Raw genomic sequence first — 20,967 nt, 5'->3', positions numbered from 1 at the left:
ATTCCCAAATGGACGACCTACAGGAACCACTCCGCCAACATCTTCACCTGAAGATGCTTCATGCAATAACTTCCCTACTGTCGTCTCTGTAGGCCCATAGTGGTTGACTACCTTACATCCACTGATCTGAGCAGGAATTGATCCCGACAGCGCTTCACCCCCAAATATCAACAACCCCTTCGGCAGCACTAACTCACGACCGGCTGATAATGCCTTCCAGTGGGAAGGAGTTATCTTTACACAATCAATCTCTTTTATTGCTTGCCCCAGAAGATCACCGCTACTTAGTACTTCCCTGGAAAAAAGGTGAAGACTACCGCCAAAGGCTAGCGAACCGTATACCACCGTATTCCCAAGATCCGTAAACAGACCTGATACAAGGGCATGACTTCGACAGGACGATATCCCGATACGGCTTTCAAGACCATACAGATAGTCAGCCATATTACCATGTGTAATCTGGACACCTTTCGGACGACCCGTAGAACCGGAGGTATAAATCACATACAACAGATCTGATGCAGAGACAGAGACTGACGGTGACCCGCCATCGCCTTCCAATACATCCGCTACGATTATCCTGCCTACATCAGCTGGTAAACTTTTAGCTACATCACTATCTGTAATAAGAATATCAGCGCTGCAATCTGCCAGAATATGACGGATACGAGATACAGGATAGGTAGGATCTATAGGCACATAACATCCTCCCGCTTTCAGAATACCCAGCAGGCTGGCAATAGCGTACCCTGATGGGTCCATACATAATAACACCTTGCTACCTTTCACTACTCCCTGCGATATCAGGTATTGTGCAATCTGGTTAGCCTTTTCATCTAACTGTTGATAGCTCCATGTTTCACCTCCATAATGAACTGCTGCTGCTTCAGGATACGCTTTTACCATTCCTTCAAAAAGACCAGTAAAAGTCGTTCCGGCGGGTACATCCACATTCGAACGTCCGAAAGCAATCAATTCATCATATTCTGCTGGGGTCAGGTATTGTACTGCACTCAATGATTTATTTGTATCGCTCACCAGATTTGCCAGGATTGCCCTGAAATGGTATAACATTCTGATCATACTATCCTTATCATAGATGTCACTGTTATACCTTAAGTCCAGGCGGACTCCCCCACTTACCTTTTCAATATTAAACAGAAGATCATACTTCACTTTAAAATCACCGCCGTCGGTTACTCTCCCGGGCAGCAGATCGTTTGCCTCATACACCTGATCACGCTGGTTTTGCATAGTGAGCATGACATCGAATAATGGGGACCTGCTTTTATCACGCACCAGCTGAAGATCTTCGATCAGACGATCAAATGGATACAACTGGTGGGAAAATGCAGATAGACTTATCCTTCTTATCTGCAATAACAAATCCTTAAAATTGTCAGTAGCACTTATGCTCGTTCGCAATACCAGCGTATTGATATAGAAACCAATCTGGTCTTCCAGTTCTTTATGAGCACGACCAGCCACCGGACTTCCGATAATAATATCACTCTGTCCGGAATAGCGGTATAATAGCGCGTTCAGCACAGCCACAAATCCCATATACAGCGTAGCATTCACGTCATTACAGCATGTTTGCAACTGGTCAGTCAAATTGTCTTCCAGCAAAATCGTCAGACAATGCCCATTATCAGTTTGTATGGCCGGTCTCGTGCCTGCCATCGGTAACCGGAGAACGGGTAATTCCCCTGCCAGTTCCTGCATCCAATAAGTCCGGTGAGCCAGCACTGTTTCGCTTTCTAATAGCCTTTTCAGCCAGACAGCATAATCTTTATACTGTATCCTCAAAGGCACCAGTTCCATTTCACGGCCTTCTCTGATAGCCTCATAATACGACATTACCTCCTTTGCCAGGATCTCTGACGACCATCCATCTCCAATAATATGATGCAGACAGAACCAGAATATATTTACTTCAGCGCCTGAAGATATCACACCCGCTCTGAGCAACGGCCCTTCATGTAACTGGAATGGCTTCGCCATCAGCACCGCCAGATGATCATTCACTCTCTCCGCTGGCATTGTCTCATATGCCAGGCTAAACTCAATTGCTGGCAATACCACTTGCCGAAGCTCTCCGGATTCATTTACCCGGAAAATAGTCCGAAGGATCTCATGCCTGTCAATCACCCGTTTAATAGCCTGCTCCAGCGCATTGCTGTCAAAAATATCACCTAGCTCATACCTGCCTTCCAGGTGATAGGTGCGCGAGGAATTACCAAGATGGCTTTGCATGTACATCCTTTGCTGCCCATCGGATACAGGATAATCGGCAGCAACAGCAATAGCAGGAATGCTGGCATACATATCCCCATTGTTGTTTGCTAATAAGCCTGCATGAGCAGCAATAGTAGTGTGACGGAACAGCTCCTCAACAGAAAGCCGGACACCAAATGCATTGTCATAACGGTTAATCAGCTGCATCAGTCGTAAGCTGTGACCTCCTATGTTGAAGAAACTATTATGGATACTGATCGGGTCAGTTGTTTTCAGTACTTCCTGCCAGATCTTTTCAACTTCATTCTCAAGATCACTGGCTGCTGCCGTAAAACCATCTTCACCATCAGCAGCCCAATCAGGAGCTGGTAATCTATTACGGTCAATCTTTCCGCTGGAAGTCAATGGCAAATTCTCCAGGTTCACAATGGCGGCAGGTAGCATATAAGCAGGTAGTACAAGCGCTAATTGCCGATGCAGATAAGCCCTGGAAATAGCTATATTACTAACAATATAGGCTACAAGTGCCCCTACACCGTCGGTACCCTCCTTTATCGTTACCACGGCCTGTTCAACACCTTCCTGCATCAATAATATGCGCTCCACTTCTGCAGGCTCAATACGATAACCGCGGACCTTCAACTGGTTATCGATACGGCCACAGTAAATAATTTGTCCCTCTTCCGTCCATTTACCAGCATCTCCTGTTCTAAATAATATCTCTCCCGGAAATCGCCCATGATGAATAAACTTATCCTCCGTAAGCTGCTCATTATTCCAGTACCCTTTGGATACTGCAGCTCCCGTTACATATATTTCTCCTGGAACACCTACCGGAACAGTGTTTCGGGCAGCATCCAGGATATAAATCCTGACATTGGAGATCGGTCTTCCTATGGGCACACTATTTCCTTCCCAGGCAGTATCACCCGTTATTTCAAAACAGGTGACATCTGCAGTCACTTCTGTAGAGCCATAGATATTGAGTAACCTTTTCTTAGGGAATAACCGGATAAAAGCCTTTGCAAGATCTGTTCGCAGCTCTTCGCCGCTGCAGGTACAATATTGAAGATAGGGCAGGCTGTCAGTTCCTTTTTGCCTTGCAACAGCAACAATATTGGCAAGTAAAGAAGGTACCAGCACTATTCGTGAAATTCTTTCGGCCGAGAGCAGATCGATAAAAGTTTCATCCAGCATTTCTTCCTTCCTGAACAATACAGAAGGTATCCCCCTGAGCAAGGGTCCGAATATTTCCCATATATGGTCCACGAATCCAATGGCTGTCTTCCAGGCACTTCGCTCCCCGGTTTCAAAAGGATAGCGCTCCCACATCCAGTATAAACGGTTAATGATAGAAGTCTCTCTGATCATTACTCCCTTAGGGTAGCCGGTAGAACCTGATGTATAAATAATGCAACTGATAGGGTCGGCCGCCGGAGGAGCTGTCTTTAGGAAGTCAATATTTATTGGTGCTGCTTCCTCTAAAATAGCTGCAGGACTAAAAACGGGGATATTGCTAATACCGGATAGCCGTTCCGGATCGTCCGTCAGTATCATGAGTGGCGCTGCATCTTTAATAATATAAGCAATTCTATCATCGGCATTTGCCGGATCAACAGGGATATAGGTAGCCCCTGTCTTCAGTATCCCTAGTAAGGAAATCAATAAATCGAAAGATCGCTCCATACACACCAGTACACATGTATCCGTTCTTCCTCTCCGCTCTTGTATCCGTTGGGCCACGTGGTCACTTTTATGGCTCAGTGTCTCGTAAGTGATGGCCTTCCCATGGTCATATAAGGCAATATTGCCATGATGTATCTGGCGATTGAATAATTGGACCAATGTCTCTTCTGCCTTCGGAACCACCGCAGCAACATGGTTATAGACTTCCAGCAGCTGCTTTTCTTCTTCCGGCGCCATGTATACTGTCTCATCCAAAGGTATATCAGGGGCAGATACAAGCGACTGTAGCAATCCCTGAAAATGCAGCAGAAATCGGGATATAACTTCACGGGTATAAATGTCTCTGTTATATGAGAGCCTTATATACAGCTGCTCACCCACTTCACTGATATCAAAATTAAGGTCAAACTTTACATAGCAATTGCCCTCAAAAGATGTTATGCCTTCGGCAGGAATATTATAATCATTCGTGCTATTCATTTCCTGCTCATTATGCAGGATCAACATGATATCGAATAACGGTGACCGGCTCATATCCCTGGTCAATTCAATATCTTCCAGCAACCTGTCAAAGGGATGATCCTGATGTTCATATCCGCTGATAGCCGCTTCCCTTACTTTCCTTAACAGTGTACGGAAAGAATCTGTTCCACTGGTCCGGTTACGTAAAGCAATCGTATTTACATAAAAACCGATCTGCTGCTGTAGGGCAGGATGCAAACGCCCCGATACCGGCGTACCGATAATAATATCCTCTTCCCTGGTATACTTAAAGATCAGCGCATACAATACGCTCGTCAGCCCCATGAACAAGGTACTATGTTCTTCCCTGCACACCTGCTTCAATTCTGACACTAATTCTCTCCGGATAGTCATGGATAATGCAGCTCCTTCGAATGTAAAGAGAGACGGTCTTCTGCCGGCTATTGGAAGGTTAATAACGGGAATAGGAGCGGCCAGTTGCTGTAGCCAGTAATCACGATGTCTGTTGAGCTTTCCGGCATGTAACAGCTCTTGCTGCCAGTAAGCATAATCTTTATATTGAACAGGCAGGGTGGTGGGTATGTACTGCGCTTCCCGGGCTAACTGATCATAGATTTGTAGTATCTCTTTCTTCAATAGCTCCATGGAAACACCATCAAATATAATGTGATGCACATTAAACCAAAGCAGATGACTGTTTTGCGCTTTGCGGATAAAACCTGTTCTGATAAGTGGTCCCCGCTCCAGATCGAAAGGCATCTGCACCTGTTTAAGCAGGAAAGCTTCGACATCGGTAGCTGAATGATGACTCATATCCAGGTAATGTTGCGAAAGATCATAAGTAGTAGCCGGTCGTACCACCTGCCGAAGCTCTCCCGCTGCATTCTCTACAAATACAGTTCTCAATATCTCATGGCTGTTGATAACAAGCTCAATCGCTTTCCCCAATCTGACAATATCATAACCAGCGTCCAGCTCTATTTGCCCCGGCATATGATATGCAGGTTCCGCTTTTTCCTGCTGGCAAATCAGCCAAAGTCTTTTTTGCCCATCACTCACCGGATAATCCGCAGCCACAAGTACCTGCGGAATGATGTCATCTTCAGTGCCAGCCTTTTCTCTAATCAGCTGGGATTGCTGCCTGATAGTAGTATTTCTGAAGAGCTCCTGTATATTAAGCTTTACTCCTAAAATCCGGTAACACATATTCCCTACCTGCATAAGCAACAAACTATGTCCGCCTGCATGGAAGAAATCTGTTGTAATGCTCACGGGCGTTTCCTTTTTAAGTACCTCCTGCCAGATCTGGCTGAGCTTAAATTCCGTTTCATTTTCGGGAGCGACGTAATCCAATGAGCTGTCATTTTCCAGGAATAATGAAACCGGCAGGGATTTACGATCTATCTTACCACTAGTAGTTATCGGTATACTATCTATCTGTACAATACCCGCAGGTAACATATATTCAGGCAGTGATCCGGACAGGCCTTCCCGTAAGGACCGGGCATCCAGTGTTTTCCGGCCCACTACAAATCCTATAATCAGCTGTTCTCCGCCGACTGTCTGATGCACCGTTACAGCGGCAGCAGTCACTCCTTCCTGTTGCGACAACGAATATTCTATCTCTTCCAGTTCAATTCTATACCCTCGTATCTTTACCTGGTTATCTATTCTTCCGAGATATTCAATATTCCCGTCGGGCAACCATCTGGCCAGGTCGCCTGTTCTATAAAGTCTGCCATCCGGCCTTTCAGAGAATGGATCAGGAACAAACCGTTCTGCTGTCTGTTGCGGATTATGCTGATAGCCTCTTGCCAGCTGCACCCCTCCAATACATAGCTCCCCCGCAACTCCTATCGGCAACAGCTGCAGAGCGTTATCCAGAATGTATAGCGTATTATTGGCAATAGGTTTCCCGATAGGAATAACTTTATCGCCAGGTTTCGTATCATAATAACTCACCTCTATGGCCGCTTCTGTGGGCCCATATAAGTTAGAAACAGGGATTTGCACCCGCTCGTACCAGCTATCTACCATGTTTGGTAATAAGGCCTCCCCGCTACAAAAAACCCTTCGCAGGGAAGATATTGCGGCTACCTTCTCCGATGTTGATAACTGTGCGGCTATAAACCGCTGCAGCATGCCGGGTACAAAATGTGCAATGGTGATCTTATGCCGTTGAATAAGCGCGGCTATTCTTTCGGGCAGATAAACCGCTTCCTCGTCACACAATACCATCTGGCAGCCAAAACACAACGGGGTAAAGATCTCTCCTACAGATACATCAAATGTGAACGATGTCTTCTGTAACATAATATCATGACTGTTCAGTCCATAGTGATGCCATAGCCAACTCAGGCGGTTGATGACACTCCTGTTTTCTACCATACATCCCTTAGGATTACCCGTTGATCCCGATGTATAAATCACATATGCCAGCTGATCGCCAGCGCTGTTCGCTACCGGGAATATTTCCTCAAACCGGTCCCTCACCTGCTTAAAATCGTTAATCAGCTGCTCGTCGATGATAAGAGCTGCCTGGCTATTTGCTATGATATAATCTTTTCGTTGTTGCGGGTAGTTCGGGTCTACAGGCACATAGGCACAACCATTTTTTAACACAGCCAACAATGAAATGATCAGCCACTCATTACGCAGCAGAGAAACACAGATCAGCTGCTCGGGTTGTAAACTATACCGGTGGCTCAGATAGGCTGCTAACTGGGAAGAAAGTTTGTCCAGTTCGGCAAATGAGAAAGATTCTTCATTGAATCGCAATGCAATATGCTCCGGTTGCAGCCTTACCTGTTCGATAAATAAAGATATCAGGGTCTTTTCTACAGGTGCTTCCGGCTTCTTATTGAAGATATGCAACAGCCTGTCTTTTTCCTCACGGTTTAAATAATCCAATTGCTTCAGGGGCGAATGAATATGGGTGGTAGCGCCTTTTAGCAATTGTATATAATGCTTACCCAATTGTTCAACAAACTCTGCCGTATATATGTCTGTATTAAATTCTATGCACAATGCCAGAGAATCATCGCTGGCTGTAAATGAGAAAGAAAGGTCAAACTGACTGGTGCTGCGAAGATCCCGTTGCAGCAACGTAAAATCCTTTTCTATCTCCACGGCCTGACTGCTTCCAGCTTCATTGTAAACAACCATTACATCAAATATGGCGGAATGGCTGGTATCCTGCCGCACATTTAGTTTTTCAACCAGGTAACTTAAAGGTAGTTGCTGGTTGGCCATCATTTCATCCAATAACAGCTGTTGCCTCGTCACAGCTGTTACAAAGTCCTTATCGCCTGCAAGCGGCGTCCGCATCGGTAGGGTGTTAACAAACATACCGACCAGTGCCTGGAGCGCTATATGCTCCCGGCCTGTCAGCACAACGCCTACGAGCAGGTCTTCTGCGCCCGTGTACCTGTAAAACAGGGTATTTAAACCTGCCAGTAGCCCAGAGAAGAGGGAAGCTCTGTTAACTTTACAGATACTGGCCAAAGCGTCGCGTATGGTGCTATCAATAGTAAAATATAAACGGCTCCCATGATTAGTTCTGATTGCAGGACGAGGACCCGGGCTTAGCTGCAACATAGGTAATGTACCTTGCAGCTGACCTTTCCAATATGCAAGCTGCGCTTCCCAGGTCTTACTGTTCACCGCCTGTTGCTCCCACACTGCAAAATCCTTGTAAGTATTTACAAGCCGGGGTAAAGCCGGTTGAAGGCCCTTGCTGCGCTGCTCATACAACGTAAATAATTCCTGCTGAAAAATGGCCCCGGAAAATCCGTCAAAAACGATATGGTGAATAGTCAATAACAGGAAATGCGCCTCCGTACCCTTTATGAGTGCAGCTCTGATAAGAGGGGGTTTCATCAGGTCAAACACCTGCATACCCTCTTCGGCAATAATGGCATCGATACTACCTTCCTGCTCCCTTATTTCCATTTCAAATGGAACATTACAAATACGTTGTCTTACGATCCCATACTCATCTTCAAAAAAAGCAGTACGCAATGCTTCATGTCGCTGTACCAGCTCCTTCAGCACATCAGATAAAATATCCGGCACTACGTTTTGAGAAAGGCGAATAACCAATGGAATATTATAAGCCCTTGAGCCATCTGCATGCTGGCTTAAAAGCCATATGCCTCGTTGTGCAAATGAAACAGGATAGCTGTCAGCCATTTCGGCTACAGGAAACTTATCCTGGTTTTCTTCTCTTGCGGTGAGCAGCTCCAGTAAACTGCTTTTATGTTGCCTGATCTCTGCGATCAGTGAACTGGTTAGCACCCCCTGGCTTGCTTTCACTTTCAGTTCTCCCCCTTCCAGGTGTAATTCTATTCCCAGTTGTCTCAACTTTCCTAATAACAATAAAACGTCCATACCCAAATAATTGCGGCTATAAGGTTTATCTATTTATGAGCTTTCTCAACAGCAGGAAAAAGGAAGCAGTACAAAGCAGCGCAGTAATAATATTAACCAGTACTACCGCTACCGCCAGTTTTAAGATCTCCATACCGGCATGTTGGGCCAATATGTTCAGGCTTCCATTTACATCTGCTATAAAAAACCAGAAACAAAAGAATACGAGTAATTCTGAAAGGGTGATCAATAAAATAGGGAAACGTTTTACCGCAGGCAGAAAGGCCAGTCCAATGCCTAATAGGCTCCAGATAATGATCATCGTCCAGCTATCAGCAAATAAATGAGCAATAAACAATAAAACCGGTATGAGTATATACTTCAGGTACTTCATAAAATAATAGGATTAATGATGAGAGAATACAATGGAATCTGCAATGGCCTCCAATTGGTGGGGATTTCTTGTAAGCTGCGTGCGATGCAGGCGGTTCTCCCTCCAGGCAGGTAACTGCTGGGCATAATTTTCATCATTTACACGGCCTGTTTGCCCCACTGCATTGATCATCCATGAATGAATAGTTCCGTCTTTTATTTCTATCAGCGTACGAATAACCGGATGAGCAGTATAGTTAACATTAATCGTGTTCTCACTACCTCCAATCCCTGCCTGTTTCATTTCAAATCCAGGTAGCTGTGTGATCTGAGGAATAGAAAAGACATACGCTCTTCCCGGGATAGGATTACCGGCAGCATCCCCATAACGGGCGCTGTAAATAGAATCGGCCACCTTCATCAGCCGATTGAAATAATATCTGCTGGCAATGGACTGACCATTCACCGTTACTGAATCATATTGCAGCAGGAAATGAGTGAGCTGGTCGTGGGTAGGCGCCTGTTTTACACCAAGCTGACCGGCCAGCTGTTTTCCTACATCTCCTAAAGCACGGAGATAGGCCCTGTAAAATACAGCTTCACGGGTACCGGGGTCCAGTTCTCCATTCCACTTACGCACACGGTCCAGGTTACTTCCGGGCTTGATATCCACGCTATACTTAGCAAGCATTTGCTTTAGATCATTCACTGAGAGATCTACAACATCCAGCTGCATCCTGCGCATATCTTCTGCCCCCAGCAGCTTTCCACTGTTAATCATCTGCTGGATTCTTGCAGGTCTGTACAGGTCATCGAACCAACGGGAAGAAAAATAAGAGTTGTTTGTCTGTGGCTCCTGGTTGGCTGTATACAAATATCCCTGTTCCGGATTATAAGTCTGCGGCAAGGAGTCAAAGGAGATATAACCCTCTATAGGAGATTTCGTACCATCCAGCAATCCCCCACTATATCCGGCTGGCTTCAAAGGCATTTTGCCCGCACAGATCACTCCTATATCGCCGGTCTTATCAGCAAAAACAAAGTTCTGTGCAGGATAATCATACGCTTTCAACGCCTCCCTGAACCCATTCCAATCCGTCGCCTGCATCATTTTCCAGAATGCGAGCGGAGCATTGGCAGACCGTTGAGGATGCCATCTCAGTGCATATTTGATACTATCCTTTTTTAACAAAGGTCCAAACAGTGTGTTTTGAACCGTGAACTCTCTGGGTCCGCCATCTTTTACCTGGATCACGACTTTCTTCATTTCTACCGGTTGCCACTTGCCATCGATAAAATATTGGTCCTTATGGCTATCATCTGTCTTCAACAAATATTGTTCGGTTACATCCCAACCACCGTTGGTGATGCCCCAGGCAATACTTTCGTTATGCCCTGTGAGAACAAGTGGCACTCCTGGTATGGTATATCCGTATGCATGTAAACCAGGCGCATTTAACGCTACTTCATAAAAAATATTTGGTGCAGCCAGGAACAGATGCAGGTCATTGCAAAGGAACACCTGTCCGTCAATCGTATATTTTCCTCCAACTACCCAGTTATTACTTCCCAAACTTCTATCGGAAGGTGTTTCGGGGTACTGATTAATATCATCAGGTCCAAACAGCTTTACCAATGCCCGGGAGCTGTTATTTGCTGCCGTCTTTTCTTTATGTCCTTTTGAGGAACCAGGAATAATAGCCAGCTGGCCGTCTGAATGCAATGGATATAGTATATTTCTTAACGTATCAGGAAGCTTTTCAAGGATCTCTTCCCTGTTGAAATAATCATCATAATAAGTAAGATCATGGCTCAGGTACCATTGCATCAGGAATGTATAAGACGCTTTCCAGGGCCGGGGAGAAACACCCCATATAGTAAACATTGGATCGCGGTGCCGCTCATCTTCCTGCTTTAAATAATCATTAGCTCCTTTCTCATATGAGTTGAGGTATGCGGCCAGCTCAGGAGCAGCAACAGTGATGCTGTCCAACATCCGTTCCGCACGCTGCTCCAGGTCAAATATCCGCCAGTGTTTATCCGACGTAATCCCCTGTTCTCCAATGATCTCTGAAAGACGACCCATTACTGTATACGCCAGCAACTCCATCTGGAAATACCTGTCGCGGGCGTGCATGTAACCCAGTGCATACCCTGTACTGTTAATATCACTACCATAAATATGGGGTATCCCTAAAGTATCAAGATATACTTTGGAAGCTCCGATAACAGAAGCGGAACCTGGTGCTTCGTCAGCATGCAGAGAGGAAGCATTCAAAATACCATTGCGAAAATTAGAAAGTCCCTGGATAGAATTGATCCCATTGAAGTGGATATTGGTATAAAATAACCATACCCCTGTCAGGACGAATAACAAAACAATTACTAAAATGCGTTTCATAACATTTGTTGGGATTAGATGATGACTTCTTCAATTTCATCTGCAGGTGCAATAGATGTATTTTGCTGCAGCCAGCCAAGACTATCTATAGCCACTGCCAGGTCTTCTATTGTAAGCAGTCGCATGAGATCTTTGGCCTGTAAGGGTACTTCAAACTCTTTCCGGATAGCCGTCCGGATTTTCATTAAGAGCATACTATTTCCTCCGAGGTCAAAAAAATTATCTTTTATACCGATCCTGTCGCGTTGCAGCACCTGCTGAAAAATAGCTACCAGCTTCTCTTCAGTACCCGTGCGGGGAGGTGCATCGATAACGCTTGTTTCCAGCAGCGCTCGTGATGGCGCTGGCAACATAGCCCTGTCTACTTTTCCATTGAGGGTCAGCGGCATCTGCTCCAGTAATACAAAGTGGGCAGGTACCATATATTCAGGCAAGCGGGCACTTAACATTGTCCGGATATCAGTAGCAGTATATTGACTGTCACTGACGATATAAGCAATCAGATACTGAGGACCATTCTCCATTTGCGCGGGTACCACTATCGCATCCCGTATTCCTGCTATCTGCAGCAATGTATGCGCAATTTCTCCCGGCTCTACCCTGTATCCCCTTATCTTCACCTGCTGATCTATTCTGCCCATAAACTCTATATTACCATCTTCCAGCCAGCGGGCCAGATCTCCTGTACGATAGAGCCTGTCTCCGGCATGGAAAGGGTCAGCGATGAATTTTTCTGCGGTGAGGTCAGGAAGATTCAGATAGCCCCGCGCAAGCCCCGGACCTGTTACGAACAATTCCCCCGCTACTCCTACCGGGCAAAGCTGTAGATGCCTGTCCAGGATATAACAACGGCTATTAGCTATAGGCTTGCCAATTGGAGGAAGCTCTGTTTTTTCATCCTGTTGTACCGCATAATAAGTGGAAAAAACAGTGTTCTCTGTAGGTCCATACATGTTCATCAGCTGATAAGTAAGACTGACATTCCTGTTCAGTTTCAACTGATCGCCACCTGTCAGCAGATATTGTAAGGAGCTGTTCCTGTATGCATCATTTTGCGTAAATACCGGCACCATCCCTGTTGTAACAAAACAATGGGTAATGCCCGCCACCCGGAAATAATCGGCGAGTTGGTCCTCTTCGAAACGGATATCTTCCGGTATGATATATAAAGTAGCGCCATTAAGCAGCCCTGCATAAATTTCCCATACAATTCCATCAAAACTGGCAGACGCCATCACGCTGAAACGGCTTGACCTTTGTATAGCATAGCGGCGCCCATCTGCCTTACTCAGGCTTACAATCCCCTTATGCTCTACCATTACACCCTTTGGCCGGCCGGTGGATCCTGAAGTATAGATAATATACGCCAGTGCATTGGGAGCAATAGTACAAGCAGGTTCGCTTACAGGCAGGTGGAACAGGTTTTCCTGATCACTATCTATAAAGAATAAAGGATAATCACCAACCATATCAGCCATATCACTGGTACCCAGCAACAGCTTCACATTGGTATCTTCCAGCATAAACCGGATCCTTTCTTCCGGATATTTAATATCAATGGGTACATAGGCGGCACCCGCCCTGAGTACTCCTATAATGCTGACTATCATTTCCAAAGATCTTCCCATACAGATGCCGATCTTATCTTCCCGTTCCACGCCTTGTGAAAGGAGGTAATGGGCCAGTTGATTGCCTCGCTCATATAATTCATTATAGGTGATGATCCTATCTCCATCAATCACCGCGGGATGATCAGGGAAAAGCAATGCCTGCTCTCTGAATGCATCACAGATAGAATGAGGAATTGCATAGTCTATATGAGTATCATTAAAAGCCACCAGCAATTGCTCCCTTTCGGCATCGCTCAGATAGGAGATCTCGTCAATAGGCTGCCCCGGCGCTGCTGTAATAGCCGCTGTGAATTGCTGGTAATGCTGCAGTAACCTGCTTGCCATTTCATGGCTATAGATATCCGTATTAAATTCCAGGGTAAGATCAATACCATCTTCCCTTTCTGTAAACTGAAATGTATAATCAAATTTCGCTGTGCAGGGCCCATTATCCGTTATTCCACTAACTGCCGGACGCTCATCTGAAAGTGCTGGTTGTTCTCCACGATGCTGTAAGACCATCATGATATCAAAAAGAGCATGACGGCTATTATCCCTCCGCAAGGACAGTTCCTCAACCAGCCGGTCAAAAGGATAAGACTGATGAGAAAATGCTTCCAGTGTATTTTCCCGAATGCGCTCCAGCAGGGTGATAAAAGTATCTTCTCCCAGTATCCTGTTCCGCAATGGCAATGTATTTACATAAAACCCTATTTGCGGTTCCAGATCAGGATGTTGTCTGCCTGCCACCGCTGTACCCGTTACAATATCCTGTTGTCCACTGTAACGATATAATAACACATTCAAAGTGGTCAGCAGACCAATAAATAATGTGGAATCATATTGCTGGCATAGGGTAGAAAAACTGTCTACCAATTCTTTGGATAGTTGTATAGAAAAAGAATGTCCATTATAGGTCTTCAGCTGAGGTCTGATTTTCATGGCCGGCAATGCAAGCACCGGTGCTTCTTCTTTGAACAACTGCAGCCAGTAATGACGTGCACTAGCCAACCCTCTTCCATTGTACTGCATTTGCCAAAGCGCATAATCTTTATATTGAATGCGTAAAGAAGGCAAGGAAAGTGTGCGCCCATTCCTGATGGCCTCATAAAAAGTAAAGATCTCTTTGCGGAATATATCCATGGACCATCCATCACTAATGATATGGTGCATGTTAAACCAGCATATACAACCACCAGATTTCAGATATACCAGGCCAGCTCGCAACAATGGCCCTGCACTTAGATCGAACAACTGGTTCCAGCATTTATGTATGTATTCATAAGCAGCATCTTCATGCTCCGTTGTAGCCAACTCCAGTCTGAATGATGCGCTTTCTGAAGGTTGTATGTACTGTCGCAGTTCTCCAATTCCATTCTCCCTGAACACGGTCCTTAATATCTCATGCCTGTTGATCACCTGTTGCACCGCCTGCTCCAGGCTCGCTGCATCATGCTCCTCTTTCAGGTAAAATGCTCCTGGCAGATGATAAGAACGAGATGCTTCTTCCAGCTGGCTAAGCAACCATATGCGACGCTGTCCATCGGAAACAGGATAGTCCGGTTGAGCAGGAGCAGGCATGATTTCCTGGTAGCTTTCTGTATGTGCGCCTGTCACCAGTGCAGCATGTGTAGCCACTGTTGTATGGCGAAATAATTGAGACATTTGTAACCTCACCCCAAACTGTCGTTGATACTTATTGATCAATTGCATCAATTTCAGGCTATGCCCTCCCAGATCAAAAAAACTGGTATTGATGCCGATCGGCTTATCATATCTCAATACCTCCTGCCATATACTGCACAACTGTACTTCTATTTCGGTAGAAGGTTCTGTATATTCATCATGATGATCTACATTTTCTGGTAACGGAAAAGCTGTTCTATCTATCTTTCCATTTGTGGTAACCGGGAAACTGTCTACCCGGAATATCCAGGAGGGCACCATATATGCGGGCAGACTTGCTGTAAGGATCTGGCGTATATTATTCAGATCCAGTCCTTCCTCACAGATTACATATGCGACCAGCAGCTTGTCGCCAGAGGATGTAGTATGTAGCACCACTGTTGCACCTGTAATACCATTTTGCTGAAGGATAATTTCTTCTACTTCTCCAAGCTCTACGCGGTATCCACGTATCTTCACCTGGTTGTCGATACGGCCCAGGAAAAGAAGGTTTCCATCGGGTCGCCATCTTACCAGGTCCCCGGTCTTATACATCCTGGCGCCAGGAATATCACTAAATGGATCCGGTAAAAATCTCTCGTCAGTAAGCGCCGGCCGCTTCAGGTATCCCCGTGCCACCTGTACTCCCCCTACGTATAGCTCACCGGCTGCCCCGGGAGGCAATAGCTCTCCACGTTCATCCAATACATACAATGAAGAATTAAATACCGCTTTTCCTATTGGCAATTCCGTTTCACCGGGTACCGTGTCATAATAGGTACATTCGACTGTTGTTTCGGTAGGACCGTATAAATTCGATACGGGTATATCTACTTTGGCATACCAGTCCTGCAACACCTTTAATGGAAGCTCTTCTCCACTGGTGATCACCCGATTTAAGGAGCCCAGCTTCTCCAGCTGCGCAGCGGTCTGCATCTCCATGCTCAGAAAGTTCTGTAACATGGTAGGCACAAAATGGATAAACGTCACCTTGTGCGCAGCAATAATGGCTGCGATTTTTTCAGTAGAATAAACAGCCGCATCGTCACACAGGATCATCCTGCAACCGAAACATAAGGGAGTAAACAGCTCGGATACTGACACATCAAATGCATATGTCGTTTTCTGTAAGATTACATCTGCCGGAGATAAACCAAAATGCCTGACTCCCCAATGCAGGCGGTTCACCACGCTCCTGTGTTCCAACATACATCCCTTTGGTTTTCCGGTTGATCCTGATGTATAGATCACATAAGCCAGCTGACCGGGATTGATATGCACATTAAGGGGATGAACCGGAAGCCCGTCTTGTATTTCTTTGAAATACTGTATAAAAGCTTCATCTATCAGCACCTTAACATCACTGTCCTTTACAATAAAATCTTTCCTTTCCGCCGGATGGGATGGATCTACAGGTACATAAGCTGCACCCGCTTTTAATACTGCCAGAAGGGAAAAGATCAGCCATTCACTACGGTGAAGGCTTACACCAACCAGATCTCCCGGTACAACTCCTCCATGCGATACCAGATAGGAGGCAAGTTTTGAAGACCATTCATCCAGATCAGAAAAAGTAAATTCCTTATCCCGGAATATAAGCGCAACAGCTACCGGCCGCGCCCGTACCTGATCCATGAAAAGTGATACCAGGGTATCTTCTATTGGTAACGGTGTCAGGATATCCTTTCCGGAAAACTGCAGCAACTTTGTCTTTTCTTCCACCGTGAGATAAGGAATCACAGACAGGGATAGATCAGGTTGTGTTGTAACTATATTGATGATATTGCCAAAGTGATGAATAAAATCGCTGACTACAGATTTACTGAAAAGATCAGTATTATATTCTACCCACATCTCGAGTCCTTCACCATATTCAAAAAAATCAATGGTAAGATCAAACTTAGCCGCTGTAATGCCCATATCTGCCACCACTCCTTCTTTCAGGATATGATCATGTCTCAAGGCATTTCCTCCGCTCCGCTGGTTCTGCAATACCAGCATCACATCAAATAAAGCCGAACGGCTGACATCGCGCCTGAGGGTAAGCTCCTCCATCAGCAGATCAAAGGGATAAGATTGGTGCTCATATCCTGACAGGGCCACTTCCCTGACTTTGAGTAACAAAGAGCGAAAGCTGTCATCCTGCTCAAAGCGGGTACGCAGGGCAAGAGTATTTACATAAAACCCAATCTGATCACTTAAGTCGGCATGATCGCGCCCCGCTATAGGTGTTCCTATAATAATATCCGTCTGGCCACTATACCGGTATAATACGATCAAAAGGACACTCATTAATCCCATGTACAGTGTACCACCCTCTTTCTGGCATAAAGCCTGCAGGCCGGCAATATTTTTAAGTGGTAAGGTTGTTGCCAGCAATTTGCCGTTATACGTTTTCAGCACAGGCCGGGGCGCTGCATTTCGCAAGCTGAGTGCCGGCAAAGTTCCTCCCAGCTGCCGCAGCCAGTAATGCCTTGCCTCAGAAAGCCCGCCTGACAACAATTGCTGCTCCTTCCATAATACATAATCTTTGTATTGTAGACGCAATGATGGTAAACCAGTTCCCCCCTGTTTCAATACGTCATAATAATGAAATATCTCCCGTTGCATCAGCTCCATTGACCAGCCATCACTGATGATATGATGCATATTAAACCAGCAGAGATACCGGTCTTCTCCAAGTCTTATCAATCCTGCCCTGATCAATGGCCAGGTAGAAAGATCAAATGCTTTGCTTCGCAGCTCGCGTACATATAAATTTATCTCCTGCTTAGTGGCGGTACTGAGATCGTTATAAATCAACCGGAAAGAGCAGGCTGTCTTGTCCAGTACTACCTGACATGGCATTCCGGATTCATTTTCCAGGAATATGGTTCTCAATATGTCATGCCGGTCAATTACCTGCTGAATAGCTTTCTCAAAAATTCCGGGGTTATATACTCCCTGTAACAGCACATTCCCTCCAAGGTGATAAGAACGGCTGGCTGCTTCTACCTGACTCAATAACCACATACGCCGTTGTCCGGCAGAAAGTGGATAATGCGCAGCCTCTTTTGCCACTGGTATTGTATCGAAATTTCCGCTGGCTTTGCTTTCAATCAGCAATGCATGATCTGCAATAGTAGTGCTGCGGAAGAGCTCTGCTACAGATACTTCTACCCCGAAAGCAGATTCATACCTGCTTTCCAGCTGCATGATGTTCAAACTGTTTCCGCCCAGGTCAAAAAATGACTCGTCTATGCCCGGTTCTTTCACCGGCAGGAACTCTTTCCAGATCTCACTGATCTTTTTCTCCAGATAAGAAACGGGTTGCTGTTTATTCAGGGAATCGTCCTGTAACATGTTCATCGTCAATGCTGGCAGAGATGCCTTGTCCAGTTTCCCGCTTGGCAATTGTGGAAATGATTGCAGCACAACCCATGCCCCAGGTATCATATATGCTGGCAACTTTTCCTGCAATAACCTACGCCAGTCTTTGGCCGTATATTGATGCCCGCCGGTATACCGGATATAAGCGGTCAGCACTGGCGTTTGCTGTAATTCTTTTACTGCTACCAGTACCTCTGCTACCCCTTCTTGTGCAAGAATAGCAGCTTCCACCTCTCCGGCCTCAATTCTGTATCCTCTGAAACTAAGCTGTTCATCTATTCTTCCTCTGAATAGTATCGTCCCATCTTCACTCATAATACCGGCATCCCCGGTACGGTATAATCTTTCTGCCGCTATAAAAGGGCTTGCAACAAATCTTTCTTCTGTTAGTGATGGGTCTCCGGTATATCCTATAGCCAATCCTTTTCCCCCGAGCCAGATCTCTCCTTCCGCCCCGAACGGCTGCAAATGCATGCACCTGTCTAATATATAGATCTGCCTGTTAGGAATAGCCTTCCCAATAGGCATTAATCTTTCCTGCCTGGTGATGGGGTAATAGGTGGCGCATACTGTGCTTTCTGTAGGCCCATATGTATTGTACAAGGCTATTCCCCGAGGGAACTTCCTCACGTCTTCCACCCTAAGCACATCTCCACCAGCAATGATGGTATGCAGGGAAGAGGGTAAATCCTGTCCGTTCAGCCATCTGATCACAACTGGGGTCGTACTCAGCAATGTAACAGACTCTTCGAAAAGGGCTGTCCTTAATGCTGTAAGATCCCTATGATCTGTAAGTATATGCAAGCGGCCGCCTGCCGACAGGACGGGAAATATTTCCTCTACAGATGTATCAAAGCTATTGGATGCCTGCTGTAAGACTACATCTTCTGCCTTCAAACCATAATATTCTCTAAAAGTATTTACATAATCAGCGACCGACTCTCTGGACACTTTCACCCCCTTGGGCTGTCCAGTGGACCCGGATGTATAAATGATATAGCAGGGATGCTCACGCAGCACAATACCCTCTCCATTCAATTCCTCTACCCCAATGCGATCTATTCCTTCCTCCTGGCGCAACAATAGCTGACACCCCGCATTCTCCAGCATAAACCTGATCCTGCTTTCCGGATATGCGGTATCTATCGGCACATAGGTAAGCTTGCTCATCATGGCGGCCAGCATAGCTGCTATCATGTGTTCTCCCCGTGGTAGCATAATACCCACAACACCTCCCTCCTTACACCGGCTACTGGCCTGTAAACGGCTGGCTATGCCGGTAGCGAGCAGGTTGAATGCGTTATAAGTATATTTTCGCCCTGCACAGGAAACAGCTATCCGCTCGCCATAACTGGCTACTGCCTGTTGCCACATGTCCAGGAAATCTGTATGTACATATTTCTTATCTGGCCCCTTCCCGGCTGCTAACACTTGTGCAGTATCAGCTACACTGAGCAGTTCAATTTCGTTAACAGTCTTATGCTGAATGGTTGGTAATATGTTGATCAGGTGGTTCAGGCTGCGGCAAAACTGGTTAACCATTTCCTTGTCGAGGAATGCTGTATTATAGATCAATCGTACATCAAAGCCGTCACTATTATAATCCCGCACATAGATGGCCAGCGGATCCACTTCCGACAAATTTGAAAATGCTATTGAAGTGGCTTTCAGGTTTCCAAATGTCTGTGTGAAATCAAAATCTTCATACGAAAAACGTAGCTGATACAGATGCTTCTGTTGCTGCTTCAAATTCAGATCTCCTATCAAATTCCCATATTGATAGCGCTGATGGCGAAGGAAAAGAGACATCTTCTTCTTTATAGCCTTCATAATATCAGCAATGGTATTCCCTTCATTTATTTCAAACGGAAGAGATAACAGGTTCATAAACATACCAGAAGTATTGCGGTGTGCCCTGCTGCTCCGATTCAGTACAGGTACGCCAAAAGCAATTCTTTGCTGACAGGAAACTCTTGAAAAATATAACAGCACCAGAGAAATGATCAGTTGAAATAAAGAAACCTTATGCTCATCCGCAATTTGCTGTAGCACCGCCCTTGCCTGTTTATCGATGGCTAAGGTTTCTGTGCCCGCTATCAGCTCCTGGTTTCCCTCCTGTTCTTTTCTATGAAAAATATCATGTGGCAGTTCAGCAAACTGCTCCAGCCAGAACTTTCTGTCATTCAGCGCCGCCTCTGATTGATAATACTGATTTTCTTCTCTGGCATAATCGCTGTAATTATATGCTGGTATTAATGCCTGCTGTTCTGAGTACAATTGGGCCGTCTGGTTCAGCAACAACCTGAATGACCATCCATCGCTGATCAGATGATGTATACAGGCATACCAGAAATGTTTATTATTGGCGACTTTTAATAATTTAAAAGTAAACAGCAACTTTCCCTCGCTATCGAATGGTCTGGAAAAATCCATCTCCATCCAAGCGACTGCACCTGTTTCATTTCCTTCAAAATCGAGCACTTCCATGTGCCAGTCATTCAGCTCATCCAGCACGTGGCAACGCAATACACCATCTGTTTCAAAGAACAGTGTCCGGTAAGCTTCCTGTGAATGTAAGATCTTCCTGATTGTATCAGTCAGGTGAGCATAAGATAATTCACCTTCCAGGATTGTGTATCCTCCAATGTTGTATTTACTTGACGCTCCTGCGATCCGCTGATCGAGCCAGATCAGCTGCTGGGAAGCAGTAGGGTTATATGGGCGCATAAATTCAGTTATAATGGAAATAAATACTCGGGGTATTAAGAACGTTGC

General features: G+C 45.5%; 4 protein-coding genes. All 4 read right to left on the bottom strand.

The window, feature by feature from the left end:
* Positions 1 to 8,796 (bottom strand): amino acid adenylation domain-containing protein (locus ABDW33_RS29105; protein ID WP_343693613.1); only part of this gene is annotated, 8,796 nt, incomplete at its 3' end.
* 25 nt (positions 8,797 to 8,821) lie between these two features.
* Positions 8,822 to 9,169, bottom strand: coding sequence for a hypothetical protein (locus ABDW33_RS29100; protein ID WP_343693612.1), 348 nt, complete (start codon positions 9,167 to 9,169; stop codon positions 8,822 to 8,824).
* A gap of 12 nt (positions 9,170 to 9,181) precedes the next feature.
* Entirely contained in the window at positions 9,182 to 11,548 is a 2,367-nt protein-coding gene (locus tag ABDW33_RS29095; protein WP_343693611.1) for a penicillin acylase family protein, read from the bottom strand.
* 14 nt (positions 11,549 to 11,562) lie between these two features.
* Entirely contained in the window at positions 11,563 to 20,919 is a 9,357-nt protein-coding gene (locus tag ABDW33_RS29090; protein ID WP_343693610.1) for an amino acid adenylation domain-containing protein, read from the bottom strand.
* Between the last annotated feature and the right edge of the window lie 48 nt (positions 20,920 to 20,967).

The organism is Chitinophaga sp., from assembly GCF_039596155.1.
Classification (GTDB): domain Bacteria; phylum Bacteroidota; class Bacteroidia; order Chitinophagales; family Chitinophagaceae; genus Chitinophaga.
This window is presented reverse-complemented; position numbering and strand designations above follow the sequence as displayed.

Bases quoted from the DNA above. Each gene is read 5' to 3' on its own strand.
- ABDW33_RS29100 (WP_343693612.1), bottom strand. From the start codon at position 9,169: ATGAAGTACCTGAAGTATATACTCATACCGGTTTTATTGTTTATTGCT.
- ABDW33_RS29090 (WP_343693610.1), bottom strand. From the start codon at position 20,919: ATGCGCCCATATAACCCTACTGCTTCCCAGCAGCTGATCTGGCTCGAT.
- ABDW33_RS29095 (WP_343693611.1), bottom strand. From the start codon at position 11,548: ATGAAACGCATTTTAGTAATTGTTTTGTTATTCGTCCTGACAGGGGTA.